This is a genomic window from Brachybacterium sp. NPDC056505, assembly GCF_042794925.1.
Lineage (GTDB): Bacteria > Actinomycetota > Actinomycetes > Actinomycetales > Dermabacteraceae > Brachybacterium > Brachybacterium kimchii.
This window is the reverse complement of sequence record NZ_JBHTSV010000050.1, coordinates 1-21,650: the sequence shown is the minus strand read 5'-3', so window position 1 is coordinate 21,650 and position 21,650 is coordinate 1. Positions and strand designations below refer to the sequence as shown.

The window sequence follows — 21,650 nt, the reverse complement described above, 5'->3', positions numbered from 1 at the left end:
GCTGCGGCGGGCCCCTCGGCGCGGGGCGCGGGGGGCGCGCGGGGGGCCCCCCCCGGGGGGCCCGCCGCGGCGGTGCTGCGTCGTCGTGCTGCTCATCGAGGGACGACGATCCTCACTTCTGCGCGCGAGCGCTGCGACGGCGGCTCACGACGGCTCCGACGACGCCCGCGGTGACGAGCGCGCCGCCGGCTGCGAGCAGCCCGGCGTCCTCGATGCCGGCGGTGGTGCCGTCACCGGTCTCGACGCCGCCCTGCGGCATGTCGGACATCTGGCTCACGGTGACCGCACCGCAGGCCGCGGGATCCGTGGCCTCGCTGGGCAGCGAGGGGTCGAGATCGGACTTGGTGTCCCCGTCGTACTTCCCGCTGCCGTTGTGGTCCACACCGTGCACGACCACGACAGCCTTGCCGTCCTTGAGGGACGAGGCGACGTCGTCGCTCACCTTGATGGTGCGCTCGTAGTGGCCGTCACCCGTGGGGAAGTTCGCGACGTCCAGACCGTTGTCCGGCCCGGTCCCGCCCTTCGTGGTGAGCGAGGTGCCGATCATGCCGTAGTCGTCCATGGCGTCGCTGACCTGGATGGCTCCGTTCTCGCCCGAGCCCTTCATGTTCGGGTCGGGGCACTTGCCCTTGCCTCCGATGTGGATGTGCTGGGCGTGCGGCGAGCCCTCGAGCAGCCCCTTGGTATCCATCTTCACGGTGAGCTGGTCACCGTCGAGGGTGAGCCAGGCCGTGCCCGAGGCGCCGGAATCGTTGAGCTCGCTGAGGTCTGCCTGGTAGCTGTGCGCGTCACTGCCCTCGGCGAGAGCCGGTGCGGTCGCGCCGAAGCCGACCGCCGCCATCGTGGCGGCCATGAGGGAGATGGACTTCATCGTCTTGCGCATGATGCCTCCGTTCGGAGTCACCGTGCGGCCGACAGGCCGCAGGGGACGGTGACGAAGGGTGTTCGGAGCGTCGAGCGGTCCGGATTGGTCGGGAATCGGTCGGGAATCGTTCGGGATCCGGCCGGTCCCGGGATGTCACGGGAAGGTCACGGATGGGTCTCGGTGTCCGCCGACGCGCACCGCGCATGGTCAGGGCATGGTGTCATGCGTCACGTCGGGGTCCTCTCCTCCGGAGCCCGACCCGGCGCCGCCGGCCATCCCTCTCCCCTCCCCGAGGCAGCCCATGAGACACCTCCCTGCGCACCGTCGCGCCCTCCTCTCCCCACGATCCCTCCTCACCGCCGGCGCCGCGGCAGCCCTCGCCGCAGCCATGCTCGGCCCCCTCCCCGCCCAGGCCGACGGTCAGGGCGACGACCTCGGGACGGCCTCCTCCCACGGAGTCGAGGCCCCCGCGAAGGGCTCCCCCTCCCTCGACGGCGTGAAGGGTTCCGTGCCCGACCGCTACCTGGTCCAGGTCGAGGGCGCCCCGCAGGCGCAGGGCACTCCCCAGCGCACGCTGAAGACGAAGCAGACCGGCGTCGTGGAGAAGGCGGAGAAGGACGGCCTGGACCTGACCGTCGACCAGTCCTTCACGCACGCGTGGAACGGCATGGCGGTCTCGATGACGAAGGCCGATGCCGAGGCGCTCCAGGACGTCGACGGCGTCACCGCCGTCTACCCCGTGATGCAGGTGGCCCTGCCGCCGGACGAGGACGACGCCTCCCCCGAGGACGAGTACGCCAACGCCATGACCGGTGTGGACAGCGTCCAGAAGGTCGACGGCCTGGACGGCGAGGGGGTGACCGTCGGCGTCATCGACTCGGGCGTCGACTACAACAACCCCGATCTCGGCGGCTCCGGGACGAACGACCAGACGAAGGACTTCCCCGGCTCGCGCGTGACCATGGGCTATGACTTCGTGGGCGATGACTACGACTCCTCGGTCGCGGGCAGCGTCCCGAAGCCCGACGAGTACCCCGACGACTGCGGCGGGCACGGCACCCACGTCGCGGGCATCATCGGGGCCGACGGCGACGTCACCGGGGTCGCCCCGAAGGCCGACATCGCCTCCTACCGGATCTTCGGCTGCGAGGGCACGAGCTCGACCGACGTCATCCTCGCCGCGATGGACCGCGCCTTCGCCGACGGCGTCGACGTCATCAACATGTCGCTCGGCGCCTCGTTCATGACCTGGGACGAGTACCCGACCGCGCAGGCCTCGAACGAGATCACCGCCAAGGGCGTCGTGGTCGTCGCCTCCGGCGGCAACGAGGGCGAGGCCGGCACGTTCTCGGGCGGCGCGCCCGGCGTCGGCAGCGACGTGATCACCGTCGGGTCCGTCGAGAACACCGACGCCCACACCCCCTACTTCGCCGTGGGCAAGACGAAGTACGGCTTCACCTCCGCCGAGGACGGCGGGAAGGTCCCGACCTCCGGCAAGGTCGTGCTGGCGAGCGCCGGCGAGGACTCGGACGCGGCCGACGCCCCCGTCCTGGCCTGCGATCCGGCCGAGGTTCCGAAGCCGACGAAGAAGAAGCAGGCCCTGCTCGTCAAGCGCGGCACGTGCTCCTTCTACGACAAGGCGGCGAACGCCCAGGAGGCCGGATACACCGCGGTCGTGCTGTACAACAACAGCGCCGGTCTCATCAGCCCCACCGTCGCGGGCGACCCGGAGATCACCATCCCCGTCGTCTCCATCACCCAGGACGACGGCGTCGCCCTGCAGGAGGCCATCGCCGCGGGCACGACGAAGATCGCCTGGAAGGACGGCGTGGCCGTCTTCCCGAACTTCGGCGCCGGCCTCATGTCGAGCTTCTCCTCGTACGGGCTCACGGCCGAGCTGGGCCTGAAGCCCGACCTGTCGGCCCCCGGCGGACAGATCTATTCGACCGTGCCGCTCGAGCAGGGCGGGCACGGCACGAAGTCCGGCACCTCGATGGCCTCCCCGCACGTCGCGGGCGCGGCCGCGCTGATGCTGCAGGAACACTCGGGCTGGACGCCGAAGCAGGTGAAGTCGGCGCTCGTGAACACGGCCGATCCGCTGGACTGGTCGCTCGAGCCCGGCAAGGGGTACCTCGAGCCGGTGCACCGTCAGGGCGCGGGCATGCTCGACATGGTCGAGGCCGCCCACACCTCCACGTACGTCGCCGAGCCGACGATCTCGCTCGGCGACAACTCGCAGGGCGCCCACTCGGTCACGGTGAACGTGCGCAACGACGGCGACACGGCGAAGACCTACGCGGTCTCGACCCGCAGCGGCGTCGCCACCGGCGGCTCGCCGTCGGACCCGGCCTTCCAGGTCGCGGACCCCTCCGTGCGGCTCTCGAGCCGCTCGGTGACCATCCAGCCGCACCGCTCGGCGCTTGTGACCGCGCGGATCAGCGAGGACTTCGGCGAGGACGGCATCATCTATGGCGGCTGGATCCAGCTGACCGGCGATGACGAGGACCTCTCGGTGCCCTTCGCGGGCATGTCCGGCGACTACCAGAACGTCGAGGTGCTCGGCGCCCACGACGGTCTGCCGGTCCTCGGCAAGGCGCAGGGCGAGAACATCGTGCCGGTCTCCGGCGAGGACGCGACGTACTCGATGTCCGGGGACGACGTCCCCTACGTCCTCTTCTACCTGGACTACCCGGTCGAGCGCCTGGACGTGGCCGTGTACCACGCGAAGGCCGACGGCTCGAAGGGCCGGCTCGTGAACCCCAAGGTGGGCACGGTCAGCTCCGAGAGCAAGTGGGGCCGCTCCGCCGAGACGGAGGCACTGCCCTGGGACGGCACCTACCAGACCGCGAAGGGGAAGACCGTCACCGCGAAGGACGGGAAGTACATCATCGAGGTCCGCGTGCTCAAGGCACTCGGCGATCCCGACACGGCCTCCGACTGGGAGAGCTGGGACTCCGAGGTGCTGACGCTGGCGCACCAGAAGCCCTGAGCCAGGTGAGGGATCCGTCGCCGCCCCTGAGGCGCTGACGGCCCCGCGCCGCTCCAAGCCGTCGCCCCCGATCCGCAACCGCGGGTCGGGGGCGGCGTCGTGCGCTGGGGCACCCTCGCGCGAGCACGCGTTCCGTGCACCCCGGCCACGTGCTTTGATGGGGCGCACCCGCGCGCGGGAGGCTGCGGCCCGACCCACCCGTCGGCCCGTCCGTCGGCCCCGTGCGCACCGGAGTCCAGGGGGAGGTCGCGATGGGACGCGAGATCGGCTCGACCCAGTACACCCGCAGCGAGCGCACGCATTACCGGCGGGAGCTGAGGCGCAATCTCGACCTGTTCGAGACGTTCCTGGACACCGCCGAGTTCCGCACCGAGGGCACCATCGGCGTCGAGCTCGAGATGAACCTCGCCGTCGAGTCGGGCGACGGGGACCCGATGGCGCCGGCCCTCCTGGCTGACGAGGTCATCCCCGCGATCGACGACCCCGACTTCGTGCACGAGCTGGGACGCTTCAACGTCGAGGCGAACCTGCCCGTCACCCACCCGCGCGGCAGCGGGCTGCGCGACCTCGAGCAGCAGCTGCACGAGCGGATCGAGAAGGCCGACGCCACGGCGCGCCGACACGGGGCGCGCGTGGTGCCCGTCGGGCACCTGCCCACCCTCACCTCCGAGATGTTCCAGGACGACTCCTGGCGCTCCCCCGGCGCCCGCTACGAGGCGCTCGAGAACACGGTGATGGAGGCGCGCGGCGAGGAGATCCACCTGCGCATCAGCGGTGAGGGCCGCGGGCTGGACGTCGAGTTCGACTCGATCGGGCCCGAGGCCGCATGCACGTCCATGCAGCTGCACCTGCAGGTCTCCCCCGAGCAGTTCGCCGACGTCTGGAACGCCGCGCAGGCGATCGCCGGCCCCCAGGCGGCGCTGGGCGCGAACTCGCCGTTCCTGTTCGGGCGCCGGCTCTGGCACGAGAACCGGATCCCGGCGTTCACGCAGGCACTGGACACGCGCCCGCCCGAGTACGCGACCCAGGGCGTGCGCCCGCGGGTGTGGTTCGGCGAGCGCTGGATCACCTCGATGTTCGACCTCTTCGAGGAGAACGTGCGGCTGTTCCCCGCGCTCATCCCCGAGTCCCGCACTATGGCCGAGGAGCCGCTGCTCGCCGAGAGCGCGTCCCCCCGCCTGCACGAGCTGATGCTGCACAACGGCACCGTGTGGCGCTGGAACCGCCCGATCTACGACCCCGGCGAGGACATGCCCCACCTGCGCCTGGAGAACCGTCTGCTGCCGGCCGGGCCGTCGGCGATCGACATGGCCGCGAACGCCGCGTTCCTCTACGGGATCCTCGAGTCGCTCGTGAAGGAACGGCGCCCGCTGTGGTCGCGCATGAGCTTCGAGCAGGCCGCCGAGCACTTCGAGCTGTGCGCGCGGTGGGGCCTGGAGGCCCGCATCACCTGGCCGCGCCTCGGCAAGGTGCGCGTCGCGGACCTGCTGGTGGAGCACCTCATCCCCCAGGCCATGCAGGGCCTGCGTGACCTCGGGACCGACGAGGACGTGATCGAGCGCTACGAGTCGGTGCTGCTGGGACGCGCCCGCTCGGGACGCAACGGCGCCCGCTGGCAGATCGACACCGTCACCTCCCTCGAGCTGCGCGGCGCGAGCCGCCAGGACGCCCTCGCCCGGATGACGGCGATGTACATCGAGGGCGTCCACTCCGGGCGCCCCGTGCACGAGTGGCCGATGCCCGCGCGGGGCCAGGCCGATGCCTGAGAGGTCCTGGCAGCCCGGTCGGCGCCGCCCCGCGCCCCGTCGGCCCGCATGCCGAGAGCGCGTCTCAGATCCTGGATGTCCGGTTTAGAGTGAGCGCATGAGCCAGAATCCCTCCTCCCCCACCTCCGCTCCGCCCACTCCCCCGTCGGCCCCCGCCGGCTCCACGAGCGAGGACCGCTCCGCGCGCGTCGCGGTGACCGTGTTCCCCGTGCTGATCCTCGCCGCCGCCGCGCTGGGCTTCTTCGTGCCCGCCGCCGGGCAGGCGATCTCCGGGTACACGAACCTTTTCCTGGGCATCATCATGTTCGCGATGGGCCTCACGCTCACCATCCCCAACTTCTCGCTCGTGCTGAAGCGGCCCCTGCCGGTGCTGATCGGCGTGCTCGCCCAGTACGTGGTGATGCCGCTCGTGGGCTTCGCCGTCGCCTGGGTGCTGCAGCTGCCGCCCGAGCTCGCGGCCGGCGTGATCCTCGTGGGCTGCGCCCCCGGCGGCACCAGCTCGAACGTCATCAACTACCTCTCGAAGGCGGACACCGCGCTCTCGGTGACGATGACCTCGATCTCGACGCTGATCGCGCCCATCCTCACCCCTGTCCTGACCCTCTGGCTCGCCGGCGCCTACATGCCGCTCGACGCCGGCGAGATGGCCCTGAGCATCGTGAAGATGGTGCTGATCCCCGTGATCGCCGGCCTCGTGATCCGCCTGGTGCTCTCGCGCCTGGTGGACCGCATCCTGCCGGCCCTGCCGTGGGTGAGCGTCGCCGGCATCTCCCTGGTCGTCATCGCGGTGGTCTCCGGCAGCGCCGACCAGATCGTCTCCGCGGGCGCGCTCGTGCTGCTCGCCGTGGTGCTGCACAACGCCTTCGGCTACCTGCTGGGCTACTGGTTCGCGCGCGTGCTGCGCCAGCCGATCCGCACCGCCCGCACCACCTCGATCGAGGTCGGCATGCAGAACTCGGGACTCGCCGCCACGCTCGCCGCCCAGTACTTCAGCCCTGCCGCGGCACTGCCCGGCGCCGTGTTCTCGATCTGGCACAACCTCTCCGGTGCGGTGCTCGCCATGTACTACCGGCGCACGGCGCAGCGTCAGGACGCCGACCCGCGGGACCGGCGCGCGCCCGCCGTCTCGCGGTGACGCGGATCACCTCGCGTCCGGCGGTGCAGGGAACGTGCCCTCACGACCCGACGCTCGCCGCGCTGACCTGGGGCGATGCGGAGGGCGCACAGGATCTGCACACCCTGGGGCGCCCTTCCCAGGAAACCCGTAGGGACGCTCCAGCGAATCTTGCAGACAGGCTGGTTATCTGTACTCAACGCGTTACCGGCGGTCGGGCCTTCTGAGGAGGTGGCCCCGCCACTGAAGCCGGAACGCGGGGGAAAGGGATGGCCCCGGCTCGTGGGGACGAGCCGGGGCGCTTTCTTTGTCGGGGGTCTTCCTGGCTCCGGGCCTCACTCCACGGCGAGGGGCCTGCGCGCATCGCGGCGCGTGCCGCGCACACGGACCACCATCCCGGCCCACGCCACGGCGAGCGCGACCACTCCCGTGAAGAAGACGAGGGGCAGCACCGGGTCCGAGCGCAGGAGGTGCGGTATCAGCCGCCCGGGCGAGAGGATCGCGAAGACGAACGCGATGCACGTGCCCAGGTAGGAGCCGATCATCCACACCCGGTGCGCCGAGACGTTGCCGCGCCGGATGTTGACGACGCCCATCGTGATGGAGAACAGCGTCCACACCGCGAGCGCGTGCAGCCAGCTGAGCCCCTGCGGGTGGATGAAGAAGCTCGAGACGCACGTGAGGACCATGGAGATCGCCCACGTGCGACCCAGCCAGCGGTGCGCACGGTCGCGGTGGCGCCGGAAGATCTGGATCGGCCCCAGCGTGAGGACGATCAGCGCGCCGAGCGCGTGGAGGACGATGACGACGACAGGTGTGCCCATGCGCCGAAGGTAATGTGACGGGCGACACGGCGCCATCAAGATAGCTGCCGGTCCTCGCACTATCCGACCGTCCCGGAGCATCCGCACGGCGGCGCCGGCGAGGTCCGAGGGGGATCGCATGCTGCTGAACGAGCTGGCCCGCACGAGCGGCACGAGCACGGCGAGCATCAAGTACTACCGGCGCCAGGGGCTGCTCCCGCCCGGCCGTCGGCTCACCGCGACGCGCTTCGACTACGGACGCGAGCACCTCGAGCGCCTCGCCCTGATCCGCGCGCTGCGCGAGCTCGCCCATGCCCCGATCGAGGACATCCGGGCGCTCACCACCGTGATCGACGAGGGTAGGCCCCTCGTGAAGGCCCTCGAGATCGCGCAGGCCATCGCGACGGGTCTGCCCGCCCGTCTGCACGAGGAGCCCCCTCCGGAGGGAGAGGACCCGCGCGTCGCGGAGCTGGTGGAGGCGATGGGCTGGGCGGACGTCGGCAGCGGCCCCCGGGTCGCCCTCGCCCGGCTGCTCGGGACGATGGGCGCCGAGGGCGTGGCCTCGGACCTGCCGACCCTGCTGCGCTACGCCCGCCCACTCGAGGAGATCGCCAGGGAGGACCTCGCGGGGATCCGCAGCGCTCCGCAGAGCCATCCCGGAGCGTCGGCCGACGGGCGCTCCCCCAGCACCGATGCGATCGTGCGCCAAGCGCTCATCGGCTCCCTCGCCTTCACCCAGCTGACGGTGGTGCTGCGCGCGCTCGCACATGCCTCCGTCAGCCTCGAGGTCGGGGCCGAGGAGGGGCAGACTGGTCCCCATGGCGCCCACCCCTGATCCCACGTCCACCCTCCTGCAGTACCTGCGCGAGGCGCGGGAGTCCCTGCTCTGGAAGCTCGACGGCCTGAGCGAGCGGGACCTGCGCCTGCCCCGCACACCCACCGGCACCAACCTGCTGGGCCTGGTCAAGCACGTCGCGAACGTCGAGGCCGGCTACTTCTCCCTCGTCTCCCCCGAGCCCTACCCCCACCCGGAGGACCTGGTGCCGCCGGCCGCGGAGGAGACCGACCCGCTGGTCGACATGTACGCCTCCGCCGGCGAGAGCGCGCAGCTCGTGGTGGCCCGCTACCGGCGCGTGCAGACCTTCGTCGACGAGGTCGTCGAGGCCCTGCCGCTCGAGACCACGGCCGAGGTCCCCTGGTGGCCGCGCAGCCGCCGCACGATCTCCCTGCACCGGATCCTCGTGCACGTCACCGCCGAGGTCTCCCGGCACGCGGGCCACGCGGACATCCTGCGCGAGGGCATCGACGGGGCGGCCGGACTGCGCCGCGACAACTCGAACCTGCCGGCCGGCGAGGACTGGCCCGACTACAGGGCGCGGCTGGAGGCCATCGCCGATCGCTTCTGAGCGCCCTGACGCTGCGCGCCCGGCCGCTCGGCGAGCGCCCGCTCGTAGGCGGAGCAGAGACGGTCCAGCGCGGCCTCGAGCACGGGCGTCGGGGTCGCGATGACGAGCCGGGCGAAGCCCTCTCCCTCGGGACCGAAGACGGCGCCCTCGTCGCAGTAGAGCATCGCCTCGCACGCGTGCAGCCGCGTCAGCTCCTCATGGCGGAGCCCGAGCGCGCGCAGGTCGATCCACTGCAGGTAGGTGCCCTCGAGGTCGCACACGCGCACCGCGGGCAGGCGGTCGGCGAAGATCTCGCGGACCCGGCGGTGGTTGCGGGCGACCAGCTCGTTCACCGCGTCCAGCCACGGCTCGGCGCGCGTGTACGCGGCCTCGCAGGCGACGGCGCCGAGCACGTTGGGGTTGTCGAAGCCGAGGTCGTCCCGGGCCTCGGTGAGGCGCTCGCGCAGCGCCGGGTCGGGGATGATCGCGTTGGCGATGCCGAGCCCGGCGAGGTTGAAGGACTTGCTGGGCGAGGTGAGGACGATGGTGCGCTCGACCAGCCGCGCATCGATCGTCGGCGCGACCAGGTGCTCATGGCCGGCCTGCACGAGATCGGCGTGGATCTCGTCGCTGACCAGGAGCAGGTCGTGCTCCAGGACGATCCGGGAGATCTCCTCGAGCTCCCAGCGCTCCCACACGCGGCCGGTCGGGTTGTGCGGGCTGCACAGCAGCAGCATCGTGGTCGCGGGGTCCTTCGCGAGCTCCTCGAGCTCGTCGAGGTCGAGGCGGAAGCGGCCCGCGCTCTCGACGAGCGGATTGCGCACGATGCGTCGGCCGCTCGAGGTGATTGACCGGTACATCGGGTAGTAGGCGGGGGTCTGCACGATGATGCCGTCGCCGGGTGCGGTGAGCTCGCGGATGGCCCAGGTGAAGGCGGGGATCACGCCCGGTGTCACCCGGATCCAGTCGGGGTCGACGTCCCAGCCGTGGCGTCGGCGCATCCAGCCGGTGACGGCGCCCAGGTAGTGGTCGGTGGGGACGGTGTAGCCGAGGACGAGGCCGCGCGCGAGGGCGCTCTGGAGGGCGTCGATGATCTCCGGGGCGTTGGCGAGGTCGAGGTCGGCGACGGAGAAGGGCGCGATGGGCGCGCCCGCCGTGTCGCGACATCGCTCGAGGTCGACGTCGGCCGTGCGCGCCGCCTCGCTCATCGCCGTCCACTTGGAGGACCCCATGGACGTGCGGTCGACGAGGGTGTCGAGGTCGTACGCGGTCATGGTTCCTCCTGGTGCGCGGTGCGGGCGGGTGTGCGGACGATGGGGCTGGTCAGGCGGCGGCGACCACGGTGACCTCGATGAGCGCGCCCTTGGGCAGCGCGGCGACGGCGTAGGCCATGCGCGAGGGGTACGGCTCGGTGAAGAAGGTCCCGTACTCCTCGTTGACGGCCGCGAAGTCCTCGATGGAATCGAGCAGGACGGTGACCTGCAGTGCCTTCTCGAGCCCGGAGCCGGCGGCCTCGAGGATCGCGCCGGCGTTGGTGAGCGCGCGGCGGGTCTGCTCGCGGACGCCGCCCTCGACGATCGCGCCGGTGGCGGGGTCCAGCGGGATCTGCCCGGAGACGAAGATCGTGTCGCCGTGGCGGACGGCCTGGGAGTAGGGGCCGATGGCGGAGGGGGCCTGGTCGGTGCTGATGGCCTGGGTCATGGGTGCTCTCCTCGGTGGGTGGTGTGGCTGTGGGACGGATCAGTGCCGCAGGTCGATGCCGAAGACACGGCGGATCTGGGCGACGGCGTGACGGGTGAAGCGGACGTCGGACGGGGTGCTCGCGAAGGGCACGAAGAGGCCCGGATGGTCGGGGTGGGCGACGCGCCCGTGGCCGGCGCCGGGGGTGACGACGAACCCTGCCTTCTCCATGCGCGCGAGCAGCTCGCGGCGGGTGGTGGGGTGGCGGGTGCCGCGGCCGCCGCGGGCCGACCTGCCGGAGGCCTCGATCGCGGCGTCCAGCGCGTCCTCGTACTCCTCGGGTCGCACGGAGAGCGCGTAGCGGGCGGTGAACAGGCCGATCACGGCGTTCTCGGCACGGTGCACCTGCACCACGAGGTCACCGCGCAGGAAGTGGTCGCTGGTGCCGGCATCGGCGCTCCACGACTCCTCCGGGTCGGCCACGGTGTGCACGATGGTCTCCGTGGGGACGTCGGTGACGCCGACGGTGCGTATCGCGCCCTCATCGATCGTGAGCGGGCGGAGATTCGGGCGCGGGTCCTCGGGGACGAGGGAGTGGACGGCCTCGGCGGGCGGCGCCTGCGCGGGACGCGGGAGCTCCACGGTCCGGGCTCGGCGGTGCGCGGGCAGTCGGTCACCGGCCGACGGGTCCTGCGTCGTCGCCGTGCCGTGCGTCCGCTGCTGCCCCGGGAGCTCTTTTCCGCTCCCGCCTCGGGTTTCGCCCTGGTCCGGAGCGCGACGACCGGTGGCGGTCCAGTCGACGGGCCGCACGCGGACAGCGGGCGCGGGGCGTCCCCGCAGCGCGGCCGGCGAGGGCGCGGCGGGGCGCGGCGTGCGGGGCTCCTGCGTGCTCATCGGGCCTCCTTCCGCCTCGTGCGTGTTGCTCGCCGGTGCTGCTCGTGCGTGTCGCCTCCGGCGACCGCGCCAGTCTCTCGCACGGTCGGTCCGTGCGCCTCTCATGTGTCCTCGTGAGTCGGGCACCGCTCCGGTAGCGTGGGCTCGGCCCACGGCCCCGTGAGTCCCCTCAGCCCCGTCGGCTCCGCCCCCACCCCGAAGGAGACCGCAGTGCAGCGCTTCCCTCACCGCCTCGCCGCCGCCCGTCGCCCCGTGTCCCTCGCGTGCGCGCTCGGCGCGGTCCTGGTGCTCGCCGCGGGCTGCAGCGGCGGGGACGGAGCGTCCGACGGAGCCGACTCCGGCGCGGCGCAGTCCGACGGCGGCGGCTCGTCCGAGGCCACCGGCGCAGGAGCCTCCGACGGTGGCGCCTCGTCCGACGGCGGCGGCTCGACCGGGGACTCCTCGGCATCGGCCGAGCCGATCGCCGTGACGCCGCCGGAGCAGAAGCCCGAGCTGACGGACGCGTGCACCGGTGAGGGGGCGTTCCTGGTGAAGGGCGAGAAGCCCAACGACCCGGCGCTGCCCAAGCGCGACGACCTCACGCTGAAGGTCTCGCTCGAGGACCTCACGGACGACGACGGCGCGGACCTCGTCGCGGACATCGACGGCACGCAGAGGCCGATCGAGACCGCGCACGTGGGCGACACCATCTCCGTGGACCAGTGGACGCTGTCGGTGACGAGCGTCTGCAAGGACTCCGTCGAGTTCGACCTCATCGACTGAGCGACCGGTATCCGCCGAAGCGCTCGACGACCTGCGATGATCCCTCTCCCATGACGACGCCCCGCCCCTTCGACCTCGCGGCGATCGGCGCCGGTCTGCCCGTCGCCGACGCGCGCGAGGAGCTCGCCGACGCCGCGACGACCGGTGCGCTCGTGGTCACGGCGCCCCCAGGCACCGGCAAGACCACCTTCGTGCCGCCGCTCGTGGCGGACCTCGTGCCCGGCCGCACCCTGGTCACCCAGCCGCGGCGCGTCGCCGTGCGCGCCGCCGCGCGTCGGATCGCGCAGCTCGACGGCTCGCGTCTCGGCGAGCGCGTGGGCCTCACCGTGCGCGGGGAGAGGCACGTCGGCCCGCAGACGCGCCTCGAGGTCCTCACCCCGGGCGTCCTGCTGCGCCGACTGCTCGCGGATCCCGAGCTCGACGGGGTGGACGCGGTGATCCTCGACGAGGTGCACGAGCGCTCGCTCGACGGCGACCTGCTGCTGGGCATGCTCGCCGAGGTGCGGGCGCTGCGGGAGGATCTCACGGTGGTCGCGATGTCGGCGACGCTCGATGCCGCGCAGGTCGCGGACCTGCTGGGCGGGGCACGCGTGGTCGACGTCCCCGCTCCCCTGCACCCCCTGCGCATCGCGCACGAGCCCGGCAGCGCCCCTCGGCTCGACGCCCGCGGCGTGACCCGGGACTTCCTGGACCATCTCGCGCGCACCACCGTCGAGCATCAGGCGCGCGAGCGCTGCGACGCCCTCGTGTTCGTGCCCGGCGCCCGGGAGGTCGACGAGCTGGTGCGCAGGATCCGCTCGCGCGCCCCCGATCTCGAGGTGTTGCCTCTGCACGGCCGCCTGCCCGCGCGCGATCAGGACCGGGCCACGCGCGGGCGGGCACCGGGAGAGGCAGGGAGCATCGCCCCACCGCCGGGACACGACCTGCCCGGCCGCGTCGTCGTCTCCACGGCTCTCGCCGAGAGCTCCCTGACGGTGCCCGGGGTGCGCCTCGTGATCGACGCGGGACTGTCCCGGGAGGTCCGACGGGACCGGGCACGCGACATGACGGGGCTGGTCACCGTGAGCGCATCACGCGCGAGCGCGGACCAGCGGGCGGGCCGCGCGGCCCGCCAGGGACCGGGCCTCGCGGTGCGCGTCTACTCGCCGACGGATGACGCGCGGATGCCTGCGATCTCCCCGCCGGAGATCGCCTCGGCGGACCTCACGGACGCGGCCCTGCTGGTCGCGGCGTGGGGATCGCCGTGGGCGGCGCCCGGCGAACCCGGGACGGGGACGGGGGCCGATCCCACCCTGCTCCCCGGTCTGCCGCTGCTCACTCCCCCGCCCGGGGCCTCCGCGGCGCGGGCCGTCGAGGTGCTCGCGGGTCTGGGGCTCGTCGACGCCGACGGTAGGGCGAACGCGCTGGGCAGGCGGGTCGCCCGCCTGCCCGTCGGCGTGCGGGAGGCTCGTGCCCTGCTCGAGGGCGCCGAGCGTCTGGCCGCACCCGAGGCGGTCGCGGAGGTGGTCGCCGCGATCTCCGACGACCATCGCGCGCCCGACGCGGACCTGCCGCGTCTGCTGCGCGATCTGCGCGCGGGCCGCGCACCGGGCGCGGACCGCTGGCGGCGCGAGGTCTCCCGCCTGCGCCGGATCGCCGAGGGCGCGCAGTCGAGGAACGACACCGCCCCGTCGCCCACCGGCGGCTCGGCCCTTCCGCACGACCTCCCGGGCCAGGTCCTCGCGCTCGCGCGGCCCGAGCGGATCGCACGCCTCACCGCGACCGGAGCCCGCAGCTACCTGCTCGCCGGCGGCACGCGCGCCGCCCTGCCGGAGGGCTCCGGCCTCGGCGGCAGCGCCTGGCTCGCGATCGCAGAGGTGCAGCGGGCCGACGGGCGCGCCGCGGACGGCACGGGCGCCGTCATCCGCTCCGCCGCACCGCTCGAGGAGGACTCGGCGCTCGCGCTCGCCGGCCCGCTGCTGCGCGCGACGCGCCGGGCACGGCTCGAGGGCGGGAAGGTCTCGGTGCGCGAGGAGCGCGCACTGGGCGCGATCGTGCTTCGCGCGACCCCGGTGGCCGCCACGGCGGACGACGTCGGCCCCGCTCGCGCCGCCCACCTCCGGGAGCATGGTATCGACGCTCTGACCTGGAACGATTCCGCACGGAGCCTGCGCTCCCGACTCGCCCTGATCCATCGCGAGCTCGGCGATCCATGGCCCGCGATGGACGATGCCTCGCTGCTCGCCTCCCTCGAGGCCTGGCTGCTGCCGGACCTGCTGCAGCTGCGTCCGGATGCCCCGCTCTCGCGCCTCGATCTCACCACCGCGCTGCGGCGCCTGCTGCCCTGGCCGGAGGCCGCTCGGCTGGACCAGCTCGCCCCGGAACGGCTCGCGGTGCCGTCGGGGTCGACCGCGCGGATCGACTATCCCGACGCGTCGGCCGCGACAGGATCATCGGACTCGACAGCGGCGGACGGATCGGGCAGGCCCGTCGTCGCGGTGAAGCTGCAGGAGCTCTTCGGCCTCGCGGAGACACCGCGCCTGGTCGACGGACGCGTGCCCGTGCTCTTCCACCTGCTCTCCCCCGCGCGCAGGCCGCTCGCCGTCACGGACGACCTGCGCTCCTTCTGGGACGGCCCCTACCAGGAGGTCCGCAAGGAGATGCGCGGGCGCTATCCCAAGCACCCGTGGCCCGAGGACCCGTGGACCGCTCCCGCCACGGCCCGGACCGCGCGGCGCCCGGAGGGGCGTCACTGAACTTCGACAGCTCTCTGCCGTGAACCGTCGCCGACCCGAGGAGGCAACCCATGGACCAAGCCGAGGATGATCCGATGGACCTCGAACGATGCGTATTCCACCTGCGCACATCCGCGAACGCAGAGGCGACGGAACTCATCCCGCTCAGCGTGCTCCGCGAGCGGGACCACGCTGCCTTCTCGGAGGCGATCGCGAAGTACGGCGACACCCCGGAACGGCGGCGTCTGCCGGAAACACGCATCCCTCGGACGGATGCGACCTGGATCGATGTGGTCTTCATGAGTCCGATCCGGCCGCACGCCATCTGGGAGGCATGGCGGGAGCTCACCGGAACAGCACTGGCACCGCGGGAATTCTGGGCCGTGCCCATCGACGATCTCCCGGACGCAGTGCTCCTCGATCGCTTCGTCAGCTCCACGGGAGATGCGATCCACGAGAGCGAGGTGACCGCGTTCACGCGGGAGGGATACAGCTCCTCAGCAATCACGACGCCCGGGAACCGGGCGTGGCTCGAGGACCTGGCTCGCCGCAAGTGCGGCGGTGCCTGGTTCCATCGCACTCCCCATGTGCTGTCCCTCGGAGCGGTACCTCTGGACAGGGCTCAGATCGTCCAATGGCAGGACGCCTGATCACTGCAATGCCCGATGCCTGCGACTCCTTGTGCCAGGCGTCGGCTGGCTGGCCCGGGAAACGCCCGGTCTCTGCCTAGAACGGCTCCCCGGCCGCGTAGATGTCCGCGAGGGCATCTATCTCGATCGTCTCGCCGGTGCGCAGGGTGATCCGCGGGATCTGGCCCAGGGAGAGGGCGAGCGTGAGGGGCACGTCGACGTCGTTCCCCCGGCCGTCGTCGGTGCGCCCGCGCCCGTGGCAGACGCCGCAGCCGAGCAGTCCGACGGCGAGCGCGCGCCGGGCGTCGAAGGCGAGGCGCGCGCGGATGTCGTCCTCACCGTCGGGACCGCCCTCGGCGCGGCAGGGCAGCAGCTCGTCGACCCCGGTCAGCGGGCACATGCCGGGCCACCGGGTGGCGCGCGCGGGCAGTGCCTGCAGGTGCGGCACCCGCGGATCCGTGCCGGTGGGAAGCACGTCGAGGACGCCGTCGTGCACGTGGACGACCGCGACCTGCCCGGTCTCGCGGGCCGCGGCGCGCGCGATCTCCACGAGGTCCACGTCCTCATCGGTCCGGGCGGTCCCGACGACGTCGGCCTCCCGCATGATCGCCACCGCCGGCTCGAACCAGGTGCGGTCCGAGGCGATCAGGGCCCCGGAGCCCGTGATCACGCCCGGACCCCAGACGGCCTGGAGGACCTGCTGCGTGCGCAGCCATTTGCGATCGTCCCGCTCCACCGGCTCCGGGCCGGCCCCGTCGGGCTCCTCCCCGGGTGCCGCCGGCTCCGCCGGGTCGATCGCCGACGGGGGCTCGGAGGGATCCTCAGGATCGACGGGCTCCGGGCCCTCCGGCGCGGGCGCATCGATCGCGAGGATGGAGCCGTCCTCGAGCTCCTCGACGGTGGGAATGACGGGGGCCGATGTCGGGATCACGGGGCCGAGCGCCGGGATCAGGACGACCTCGCCGGGGAGCGCGAGGTCCTCGCGTGCGCGTTCGGTCGAGATCACGCGGCGCACGTCGGCGCCGACGCCCGTCGACGCGGACGGATCCTGTGCGCGCGCCGACCCCGCCGACCCGCACGCGGAGTCCGTGAGCGGCACGTCGGCCCGGGGGCCGACGGTCTCCGGGGCGGCGGACCTCGGATCCGCGGTGACGGACACGCGGCCGACCCGGGCGATCTCGAACGAGAGCCTCTGCGTGCGCCAGGTCTGCGCGACATCGGTGACGGGCCTGCACTCGGTGTCCGTCGTGCTTCCTCCCTGCATCATGGTCCTTCCGCTCCACCCCGGGACGGTCCCCCGACCGCCCGCCGCGAACCTAGCAAGGTCCCGTCCGCCCCGGGCGCGGACGGACCGCATCCGCCCCGGGGAGCCGTACACTTCACAGCGTGCAGTGCCACCACTTCGATGCGGGCACCTGCCGCTCCTGCACCCTGATCCCCGTCCCGCACGACGAGCAGATCGCGCGTGCCCGGGCCCGGTATCAGGAGCTGCTGGCCCCTTTCGCCGCCGATCCCGCCGCTCCCGGCGCGATCTGGCTCCCGCCCGTGCGCAGCGCCGACTCCGGCTTCCGGGCGACCGCGAAGATGGTCGCGACCGGCACTGCCGCCGATCCGGTGCTGGGCCTGCTCTCCGCCCCCGGGCAGGCGCCGGGAGGCCCGGGCGTCGACCTCGTGGACTGCCCGCTGTATCCGGAGGGTGTCGAGGAGCTGCTCGAGGACGTGCGCGCCCTCGTGCGGCGCGCCCAGGTCCCTCCCTACGACGTGCCCCGACGCCGTGGCGAGCTCAAGAACGTGCTGGTCACCGTCTCGCCTGACGGCGAGTTCATGCTGCGGCTCGTGCTGCGCAGCGAGAGGCCGCTGCCCAGGATCCGTGAGCACCTCCCCCGGCTGCTCGAGAGCCAGCCGCTGCTGCGCGTGGTCAGCGCGAACATCCATCCCGAGCACAAGGCCGTCCTCGACGGCCCCACCGAGATCCACCTCGCCGGCGACGCCGCGCTGCGGATGCGCATGGCGGGGCGGGCGGAGGGGCCCGCGGCGCCCGAGCCGGGACGCGCGATCACGCTGCAGGTGCGTCCGCGCTCGTTCGTGCAGACCAACTCCTCGGTCGCCGCGCAGCTCTATGCGCAGGTGGGAGCCTGGATCGACGCGATCGACCCCACGAGCGTGTGGGACCTGTACTGCGGTGTCGGGGGCTTCGCCCTGCACTGCGCGCAGGACGCCGACGCTCCGGAAGCGCGCGAGGTGATCGGGGTCGAGATCTCGCCCGAGGCGATCGACTCCGCCCGCGCGGCCGCCGCCGAGGCGCACCTGGCCGCGGCCTTCCATGCGGACGACGCGACCGCCTGGGCGATCCGCGAGGCGGAGGCCTCCGGGCCGCCGCAGGCCGTGATCGTGAATCCGCCCCGCCGCGGCATCGGCGAGCGCCTCGCCGGCTTCCTCGAGCACTCGGGCGTGCTCGACGTCGTCTACTCGAGCTGCAACCCGCGCACCCTCGCGACGGATCTCGCGGCCATGCCCTCCTACCGGATCGCCGCCGCGCGGCTGGTGGACATGTTCCCCCACACCGCGCACGACGAGGTGCTCGTGCGGCTGCGCCGGATCGCCTGAGCGCGAGTCGCGCCCAGCGTCTCGGAGGAGGTGCATGCTTCCGCCCCGCGTGGAACAGTGGGCGGTGAGCACAGCATCGCGATGCCCGTCGAGGAGGCCGAGCGCCATGGATACAGCAGCCGCATCAGGACCCGAAGACCCGCGGGGCCCGGGCGATCCGGAGGAAGCGTCGAACCCGCACACCGTCGCCGGGGTCGAGGCCTCGCCCCCGCAGCAGGACGGTCCGCTCCCCCTGCTCGCAGCGCTCTTCGCCGAGCAGATGGCGCGCCAGCGGATCGCCGACGACGGCGGGGTCCACCACGGCGCCATGCCCGACGTCCTCCTCGACCCCGCCCACGTGCAGGGCCCTCTGATGGCCGAGCTCGACCGCATGTCGATCGAGATCCCGCGCATGGAGGCGTGGGGGACGTTCCACGGCATCGAGGGGATCGACGGCGGCTTCGCCGTCCTGCTCGACGACGCCAGGGTCGAGATCCCCTCCGACATGCGCCTGCACGTCACCGAGCGCGCCTACCGCCAGGCCGGCGGCGCCGACGTCCGTCAGTACCCGCCCGAGGAGATCGAGCGTCGGCGCACCGAGGCGGATCCCATGGCCATCCTCTTCGAGGCGAGGGACGACGCGGCCCCGGACCGCGACGACTCCGAGGGCCCCGGCGAGGAGGCCCCTGCCCCGTAGGATCGCCGGGTGAGCATCCCCGACGGCCTCCCTGCTCCCGACCCCGCCGCGCGCATCCACGTGCTGTCGCTGGGCGGGACGATCTTCATGACCGGCGCGGATGGCGAGGGGGCCGCACCGGGCGCGGGAGGCGCGGACGTCGTCGCGGCGGGTCTGCCCGCAGGCCTCGAGGTCACGCACGAGGAGGTCGCGAACATCGGTTCGCCGTCCGTGCGGCCCGGTCACCTGCGCGCCGTGCTCGACCGGGCCCGGGCCGCCGTCGACGCGGGCGCGCGCGGGGCGGTCCTCACGCACGGCACCGACACCCTCGAGGAGTCCGCCTTCGTGCTCGACGCGCTCTGGGACCGCGACGCCCCGCTCGTGCTCACCGGCGCCATGCGCCCGTCGGACGCGCCGGGGGCCGACGGGCCCGCGAACGTGCGCGATGCGATCCGTGCGGCGGCCGCGCCCGAGCTGCGCGGACTCGGCGTGCTCGCGGTCTTCGACGGCGCCGCACATCTGGGCGCGCGTGTGCGCAAGCTGTCCTCCCGGTCCGTGAGCGCCTTCGGCTCCGTGCCCGCGGGCGCCCTCGCGATCATCGACGACGCGGCGCGGCTGCTGCAGCGAACCGCGGCGGGAGAGTTGCACGCCGCCGATCGGCCGCTCGTGCGCCTGCTCGGCCGGACGCAGCCGGCCCCGTCGCCGGATCCTGCGGCGGGCCCGTCGGCCGATCCGCCCTCTACCGGCCGTCCCGAGTTCCCCGACCCGCTCCCCCGCGTCCCCGCGATCTCCCTGGGCATCGGCGACGAGGGCGAGATCCTCGACGACCTGCCGGACGGCTCGATCGCCGGCCTCGTCGTGGACGGCGCGGGCATGGGGCACGTGCCAGCGGGCGCGATGCCCCGGCTGCGGCGTCTCGTCGAACTGGGCGTCCCCGTGGTCGTCGCGACCCGGATCCCCGACGGCGGCACCTCGACCCATCACTACTCCTACCCGGGCAGCGAGGTCGATCTGCTCGCGAGCGGCTGCCTGATGGCGGGCGTGCTCCCGGCCCACAAGGCGCGCCTGCTGCTGCAGCTCGCGCTCGCCCGCGGTCTGTCCGCAGCGGGCATCGGCGAGGCGTTCGCACTGTTCGCCTCGTGACGTGCCCGCGTGTCTCGTCCGCCGTTCCCCGGCTCACCCCGCCCTGCCGCTCGTCGCGCGAGGGTGGGAGACTGGCCCCATACGCCACACCTGGGTGGGCCATTCGATGCGGTATCGGCCCGACGCCGCCCCGCCCGGGACGCGATCTGGAGGAGGCAACCCATGGCACTGCCCGCCGACCCGGCACCGGAGCTGCAGGAGTACGCGCATCCCGAGAAGCTCGTGACCACCTCGTGGCTCGCCGACCACCTGGGCGAGGACGGCCTGGTGGTCGTGGAGTCCGACGAGGACGTCCTGCTGTACGACACCGGACACATCCCGGGGTCCGTGAAGATCGACTGGCACCTGGACCTCAACGACCCGGTGACCCGCGACTACGTGGACGGCGAGGGGTTCGCCGCGCTCATGAGCCGCGCCGGCATCACCCCGGACACGACCGTCGTCGTCTACGGCGACAAGTCGAACTGGTGGGCCGCCTACGCCCTGTGGGTCTTCGAGCTCTTCGGCCACGCGGACGTGCGCCTGCTCGACGGCGGCCGCGCCCTCTGGCAGTCCGAGGGTCGCGAGCTGACCCGCGACGTCCCGCAGCCCGCGGCGACCGAGTACCCGGTGCTCGAGCGCCACGACGAGGCCTCCCGCGCCTTTCGCGACGACGTGCTCGCCTTCCTGGGCGGCCAGCTCGTGGACGTGCGCTCCCCGCAGGAGTACACCGGCGAGCGTCTGCACATGCCCGATTTCCCGCAGGAGGGCGCCGTGCGCGGCGGCCACATCCCCGGCGCGAGCTCCGTGCCGTGGTCGAAGGCCGCCCGCGAGGACGGCCGCTTCAAGCCGCGCGCCGAGCTCGAGTCCGTCTACCTGCAGGAGCAGGGCCTGGACCCCGCCGCGCCCGTCATCGCCTACTGCCGCATCGGCGAGCGCTCGAGCCACTCGTGGTTCGCGCTGAAGTACCTGCTGGGCTTCGCCGACGTGAAGAACTATGACGGCTCGTGGACCGAGTGGGGCAACAGCGTGCGCGTCCCGATCGTCACCGGCTCGGAGGCGGGCGAGGTGCCCGCCCGATGACGGCCGCCCCCGGCGACACGACCGCATCCGGCGACTCCGGCCAGGGCGCGAACGCGCCACTCCCGGAGGCGTTCGCGGAGATCGTCGACGACTTCCACGCGGTCTCCGGCAATGATCGCGTGCAGATGCTGCTCGAGTTCGCCGACGGCCTCCCCGAGCTGCCCGAGCGCTACCGCGACCATCCCGAGCTGCTCGAGCCAGTGCCCGAGTGCCAGTCCCCGATCTTCGTCATCACGGAGGTCGACGGACAGGGCGAGGACGCCCCGGCGCGCCTGTTCTTCTCGGCCCCGCCCGAGGCCCCGACGACGCGCGGTTTCGCGGGCATCCTCGCCGCGGGTCTCGAAGGGCTCACCGTCGGCCAGATACGAGCGGTCCCGGCCGCCGTCACCGAGAACCTGGGGCTCGCCGAGGTCGTGAGCCCGCTGCGCCTGCGCGGCATGGCCGGGATGCTGGGCCGCATCAAGCGACAGCTCGGCGAGAAGGCCGGCCTGCAGTAGTCGTCGCCAGTCGTCCCCGCGCGGCGCATGTCAGATCCGTCCGTTCTTGTCCGGACACAGCGAGCGGCCCGCGCCGACACACGTC

The 21,650-nt window shown here is 73.0% G+C and carries 19 protein-coding genes; 13 read left to right on the top strand and 6 right to left on the bottom strand.

All coding sequences use genetic code 11. From position 1 onward, the window contains the following. Nucleotides 1-112: 112 nt before the first annotated feature. Nucleotides 113-883 carry a CHRD domain-containing protein gene (locus ACFQ53_RS16585; RefSeq protein ID WP_249478275.1) on the bottom strand — a complete coding sequence of 257 codons (771 nt, stop codon included), beginning with the start codon at nucleotides 881-883 and terminating at the stop codon, nucleotides 113-115. A gap of 283 nt (nucleotides 884-1,166) precedes the next feature. Between ACFQ53_RS16585 and ACFQ53_RS16580 the strand changes: the two genes are divergently transcribed. The 3 genes from ACFQ53_RS16580 (at nucleotide 1,167) to ACFQ53_RS16570 (ending at nucleotide 6,755) form a co-directional block, all read left to right on the top strand. After that, on the top strand, nucleotides 1,167-3,854 hold the full coding sequence (locus ACFQ53_RS16580) for a S8 family serine peptidase (RefSeq protein WP_377861710.1): 2,688 nt from the start codon (nucleotides 1,167-1,169) through the stop codon (nucleotides 3,852-3,854). Between the two features lie 251 nt (nucleotides 3,855-4,105). Continuing rightward, the gene (locus ACFQ53_RS16575; protein ID WP_377861708.1) at nucleotides 4,106-5,620 is read left to right on the top strand and encodes a glutamate--cysteine ligase; all 1,515 of its coding nucleotides are present in this window, start codon (nucleotides 4,106-4,108) and stop codon (nucleotides 5,618-5,620) included. 97 nt (nucleotides 5,621-5,717) lie between these two features. Beyond that, the gene (locus ACFQ53_RS16570) at nucleotides 5,718-6,755 is read left to right on the top strand and encodes a bile acid:sodium symporter family protein (RefSeq protein WP_377861705.1); all 1,038 of its coding nucleotides are present in this window, start codon (nucleotides 5,718-5,720) and stop codon (nucleotides 6,753-6,755) included. 314 nt (nucleotides 6,756-7,069) lie between these two features. Here ACFQ53_RS16570 and ACFQ53_RS16565 read toward each other — a convergent pair whose 3' ends face one another. Continuing rightward, nucleotides 7,070-7,558: a DUF2306 domain-containing protein gene (locus ACFQ53_RS16565; RefSeq protein WP_377861702.1), complete on the bottom strand. Its 489-nt coding sequence runs from the start codon at nucleotides 7,556-7,558 to the stop codon at nucleotides 7,070-7,072. Nucleotides 7,559-7,676: 118 nt separating this feature from the next. Between ACFQ53_RS16565 and ACFQ53_RS16560 the strand changes: the two genes are divergently transcribed. After that, nucleotides 7,677-8,372, top strand: a complete 696-nt coding sequence (locus tag ACFQ53_RS16560) for a MerR family transcriptional regulator (RefSeq protein WP_377861699.1) — start codon at nucleotides 7,677-7,679, stop codon at nucleotides 8,370-8,372. Beyond that, on the top strand, nucleotides 8,356-8,943 hold the full coding sequence (locus tag ACFQ53_RS16555; RefSeq protein ID WP_377861697.1) for a DinB family protein: 588 nt from the start codon (nucleotides 8,356-8,358) through the stop codon (nucleotides 8,941-8,943). The genes ACFQ53_RS16560 and ACFQ53_RS16555 overlap by 17 nt, the downstream gene beginning before the upstream one ends. Here ACFQ53_RS16555 and ACFQ53_RS16550 read toward each other — a convergent pair. The 3 genes from ACFQ53_RS16550 to ACFQ53_RS16540 are packed head-to-tail and all read right to left on the bottom strand — an operon-like array spanning nucleotide 8,904 to nucleotide 11,496. After that, nucleotides 8,904-10,196 (bottom strand): MalY/PatB family protein, encoded by a 1,293-nt coding sequence (locus ACFQ53_RS16550; protein ID WP_377861694.1) that lies wholly within the window; start codon nucleotides 10,194-10,196, stop codon nucleotides 8,904-8,906. The genes ACFQ53_RS16555 and ACFQ53_RS16550 overlap by 40 nt on opposite strands. Before the next feature lie 49 nt (nucleotides 10,197-10,245). Next, nucleotides 10,246-10,623: a RidA family protein gene (locus tag ACFQ53_RS16545; protein WP_377861691.1), complete on the bottom strand. Its 378-nt coding sequence runs from the start codon at nucleotides 10,621-10,623 to the stop codon at nucleotides 10,246-10,248. 39 nt (nucleotides 10,624-10,662) lie between these two features. Beyond that, nucleotides 10,663-11,496, bottom strand: coding sequence for a type II toxin-antitoxin system HicA family toxin (locus tag ACFQ53_RS16540; protein WP_377861687.1), 834 nt, complete (start codon nucleotides 11,494-11,496; stop codon nucleotides 10,663-10,665). Between the two features lie 210 nt (nucleotides 11,497-11,706). On the opposite strand from ACFQ53_RS16540, the gene ACFQ53_RS16535 reads away from it, so the two are divergent. From ACFQ53_RS16535 to ACFQ53_RS16525, 3 genes are read left to right on the top strand one after another with little or no spacing between them, the layout of a single operon-like run. Beyond that, nucleotides 11,707-12,258, top strand: a complete 552-nt coding sequence (locus tag ACFQ53_RS16535) for a hypothetical protein (protein WP_377861684.1) — start codon at nucleotides 11,707-11,709, stop codon at nucleotides 12,256-12,258. Nucleotides 12,259-12,308: 50 nt separating this feature from the next. After that, nucleotides 12,309-14,993 carry an ATP-dependent helicase HrpB gene (gene hrpB / locus ACFQ53_RS16530; protein ID WP_377861681.1) on the top strand — a complete coding sequence of 895 codons (2,685 nt, stop codon included), beginning with the start codon at nucleotides 12,309-12,311 and terminating at the stop codon, nucleotides 14,991-14,993. 50 nt (nucleotides 14,994-15,043) lie between these two features. Continuing rightward, nucleotides 15,044-15,622 (top strand): hypothetical protein, encoded by a 579-nt coding sequence (locus tag ACFQ53_RS16525; protein ID WP_377861678.1) that lies wholly within the window; start codon nucleotides 15,044-15,046, stop codon nucleotides 15,620-15,622. Nucleotides 15,623-15,698: 76 nt separating this feature from the next. On the opposite strand, the gene ACFQ53_RS16520 is transcribed toward ACFQ53_RS16525, so the two are convergent. Next, a complete protein-coding gene (locus ACFQ53_RS16520) occupies nucleotides 15,699-16,868 on the bottom strand; it encodes a hypothetical protein (RefSeq protein WP_377861676.1) in 1,170 nt (389 codons plus the stop codon). A 119-nt stretch (nucleotides 16,869-16,987) separates the two neighbouring features. On the opposite strand from ACFQ53_RS16520, the gene ACFQ53_RS16515 reads away from it, so the two are divergent. The 5 genes from ACFQ53_RS16515 to ACFQ53_RS16495 all read left to right on the top strand — a co-directional run bounded on the left by ACFQ53_RS16515 (nucleotide 16,988) and on the right by ACFQ53_RS16495 (nucleotide 21,565). After that, nucleotides 16,988-18,208: a methyltransferase domain-containing protein gene (locus ACFQ53_RS16515; RefSeq protein ID WP_377861673.1), complete on the top strand. Its 1,221-nt coding sequence runs from the start codon at nucleotides 16,988-16,990 to the stop codon at nucleotides 18,206-18,208. Between the two features lie 106 nt (nucleotides 18,209-18,314). Next, a complete protein-coding gene (locus ACFQ53_RS16510) occupies nucleotides 18,315-18,884 on the top strand; it encodes a hypothetical protein (RefSeq protein WP_377861670.1) in 570 nt (189 codons plus the stop codon). 9 nt (nucleotides 18,885-18,893) lie between these two features. After that, the gene (locus tag ACFQ53_RS16505; RefSeq protein ID WP_377861668.1) at nucleotides 18,894-20,006 is read left to right on the top strand and encodes an asparaginase; all 1,113 of its coding nucleotides are present in this window, start codon (nucleotides 18,894-18,896) and stop codon (nucleotides 20,004-20,006) included. Nucleotides 20,007-20,168: 162 nt separating this feature from the next. Next, nucleotides 20,169-21,068: a sulfurtransferase gene (locus ACFQ53_RS16500; RefSeq protein ID WP_377861665.1), complete on the top strand. Its 900-nt coding sequence runs from the start codon at nucleotides 20,169-20,171 to the stop codon at nucleotides 21,066-21,068. Further along, a complete protein-coding gene (locus ACFQ53_RS16495) occupies nucleotides 21,065-21,565 on the top strand; it encodes a SufE family protein (protein WP_377861662.1) in 501 nt (166 codons plus the stop codon). The genes ACFQ53_RS16500 and ACFQ53_RS16495 overlap by 4 nt, the downstream gene beginning before the upstream one ends. Nucleotides 21,566-21,650 lie beyond the last annotated feature (85 nt).